The sequence below is a fragment of the Streptomyces sp. SPB074 genome (assembly GCF_000154905.1).
GTDB lineage: Bacteria > Actinomycetota > Actinomycetes > Streptomycetales > Streptomycetaceae > Streptomyces.
In genome coordinates this window covers 6,295,707-6,298,715 of sequence record NZ_GG770539.1, presented here as the reverse complement: position 1 = coordinate 6,298,715, position 3,009 = coordinate 6,295,707, and the positions used below count along the sequence as shown (strand labels likewise).

Sequence of the window (3,009 nt, the reverse complement as noted above, 5' to 3'; positions counted from 1 at the left end):
CTCGCCCACCGTCATGCTGGTTGACCAGCGGGGCGGCGGGGTCCTGGAGGACGACGCCGATCCCGGAGCGCAGGGCGCGGCGGGCGCGGCCCCTGGTGCGGGCGAGGTCGGAGCCGAAGAGGGTGACGGTGCCGGAGGTGGGCGGGATGAGGCCGAGCGCGACGCGGGCGGCGGTGGACTTGCCCGAGCCCGACTCGCCGACGAGGCCCAGGGTCTCGCCGGGGCCGACGTGGAGCGAGACGCCGTCGAGGGCGCGCACGGCGCCCTTGCCTCGGCCGAAGACGACGCTGATGTCGGTGAGTTCGGCGACGGGGGCCTGGGCGCCGGAAGCGGCGGCGGACCCGCTCGGGGCGGGCCCGCCGGTCTGCCCGGTCACCGCGGCGGTCTTCCCGGCCTTCTCGGCGGCCTCCTCCGCGGCCTCGTCGGCGACCGCCTCGGCGACGGAGAGCCGGGGCACGGCGGCGAGGAGCCGCCTGGTGTAGTCGTGCGCCGGTCGCAGCAGGACGTCCTCGACCGGGCCGGTCTCGACGATCTCGCCCTGGTACATGACCGCGACGCGGTCGGCGAAGTCCGCGACGACGCCCATGTTGTGGGTCACGAGCAGGACGCCGGTGCCGGTGTCGACCGCGAGGCGGCGCAGCAGGTCCAGGATCTCGGCCTGCACGGTGACGTCGAGCGCGGTGGTCGGCTCGTCGGCGATGAGCAGGCCCGGCTCGTTGGCGATGGCCATGGCGATGACGACGCGCTGGCGCTGTCCGCCGGAGAGCTGGAAGGGGTAGGCGCGGGCGCGGTTGTCCGGGTCGGGGATGCCGACGCGGCGCAGGAGCTCCACGGCCTCGGCGGCGGCCTCCTTCGCGGGGATCTCGCGGTGGTTGCGGATGACCTCGCTGATCTGGCGGCCGATCCGGGTGAGGGGGTCGAGCGCCGTGGCGGGTTCCTGGAAGACCATCGAGACGCTCTTGCCGCGCAGGGCCGCGAGGGCGCTGTCGGGGGCGCCGACGATCTGGGTGTCCGCGACGACGGCGCTGCCGGTGGCGCGCGCGTTGGCGTCGAGGAGGCCCATCGCGGCGAGCGCGATGGTGGACTTGCCCGAGCCGGACTCGCCGACGAGGGCGAGGGTCTCGCCGGGCGCGACCCGCAGGGAGACGCCCTTGACGGCCGGGACCTCGCCGGTCTCGGTGGTGAAGACGACGCCGAGGTCGTCCAGGGCGAGTACGGGTCCCGGCGCCGGGCGTCCGGGAGCCTTGGTGATGGCGCTCATCCGCGTCCCCTCACATCGAAAGCGTCGCGGAGCCCGTCCCCGATCGCGTTGAACGCCCACACCACCACGATGATGGCCAGGCCGGGCGGCAGGATCAGCCACCAGTAGCCGGAATAGGCGGCGGTGAGCCCGGCCGAGAGCATCCCGCCCCAGTCGGTCTGCGGGGGCTGGACGCCGAGTCCGAGGTAGGAGACGTAGGCGACCAGGAGGATCGCGTCGGCGATCTGGAAGGTCGCGGCGACGATGACGGTCGAGACCGAGTTGGGCAGGATGTGCCGCAGGATCGCGCGGCCGTGTGTGCCGCCGACGGCGCGCAGGGTCAGGACGTAGTCCCGGTTCTTGAGCGTCAGCGTCTCGGCGCGGACGAGGCGCGAGGGCACGAGCCAGGAGACCAGGCCGAGGACGAGGACGAGGCCGCTCAGTCCCGGCGTGGTGATGGCGGAGACGACGAGGAGGATGAAGAGCGCGGGGATCGCGATGCCCGCGTCCACGACGCGCATCATGAACGCGTCGATCCAGCCGCCCGCGTATCCGGCGGTCGCGCCCCACAGCGTGCCGATGACGGTGGCGAGGACCCCGGCGGCGAGGCCGACGATGAGGGAGACCTTGCCGCCGTACATGAGCCGGCCGAGTTCGTCGTGGCCGACGGCGTCGGTGCCGAGCCAGTGGGCGCCGCTCGGGGACTGGTTGACCTGGTCGAGCAGCGTGTGGGTCTGGTCGGTGGAGTACACGAGCGGACCGGCGAAGCAGAACAGGAAGAAGAGGACGACGAAGGCGAGGCCCACGACGGCGAGGCGGTTGCGCAAGAAGCGGCGGACCGCGAGTCTCGCGCCGGACGCCTCGCGCGGCGCGGTGGCGGTGCCGGGGGCCTTGCCCGGCTGGATGACGGCACTCATGCCCGGCCTGCCTTCACTCGGGGGTCGATGACCCGCTGGACGATGTCGGCGAGCAGGGTGCCGACGACGGTCGCGACCGCGATCACGAGGACGCAGCCGAGCAGGACCGGGTAGTCGGACGCCTGCGCGGCGGTCCAGAACAGCAGGCCCATGCCCGGGTAGTTGAAGAGCTGCTCGACGACGAGGGCGCCGCCGAAGAGGACGGGCACGTAGTAGCCGAGCATCGCGACGACGGGCGTCAGGGAGTTGCGGAAGACGTGCCGCCACAGGATGGCGCGCGAGCGGGAGCCGCCCGCCCTGGCGGTGCGCACGTAGTCCTCGGGGAGGTTCTCCAGGGTCGCCGCGCGCATGTAGCGGCTGAAGACGGCGATCATCGACGCGGCGCCCGCCACGACGGGGAGCACGAGGGCCTGCGGGTCGGAGAAGACCTGGCCGAGCGTCTCGCCCTGCGGCGCCTGCGAGGGGAACCAGCCGAGGCCCTGGCTGAAGACCAGGACGAGGACGAGCCCGAGGAAGTAGACGGGTGTCGAGTAGGCGATGAAGCTCACGGTGGTGATGACGTAGTCCTCCGGCTTGTTGCGGCGCACCGCCTGCCACATGCCGAGCGGGACGGCGAGGACGAGGCCGAGGAGCGCGGAGAGCACGGTGAGGACGAGGGTCTTCGGCAGCCGCTCGGTGATGAGCTGGGACACGGGCTCGTTGAGGGTGTACGAGGTGCCGAGGTCGCCGTGGAGGAGCTGGCCGAGGTAGTAGAAGTACTGGACGGGCAGCGGCTTGTCGAGGCCCTGCTCGTGGTTGAAGTGCGCGATCTGCTGTGCGGTGGCCTGGGGCCCGAGGATGCCGCGCGCGGGT

Annotated in this window: 3 protein-coding genes; all 3 read right to left on the bottom strand. The window is 72.7% G+C overall.

The annotated features are described in order from the left end of the window. Positions 1-1,261 (bottom strand): ATP-binding cassette domain-containing protein (locus tag SSBG_RS26875; RefSeq protein ID WP_008749207.1); only part of this gene is annotated, 1,261 nt, incomplete at its 3' end. Further along, a complete protein-coding gene (locus tag SSBG_RS26870; RefSeq protein WP_008749206.1) occupies positions 1,258-2,157 on the bottom strand; it encodes an ABC transporter permease in 900 nt (299 codons plus the stop codon). The genes SSBG_RS26875 and SSBG_RS26870, both read right to left, overlap by 4 nt. Beyond that, the coding region (locus SSBG_RS26865) for an ABC transporter permease (protein ID WP_008749205.1) at positions 2,154-3,009 on the bottom strand (856 nt) is incomplete at its 5' end. The genes SSBG_RS26870 and SSBG_RS26865, both read right to left, overlap by 4 nt.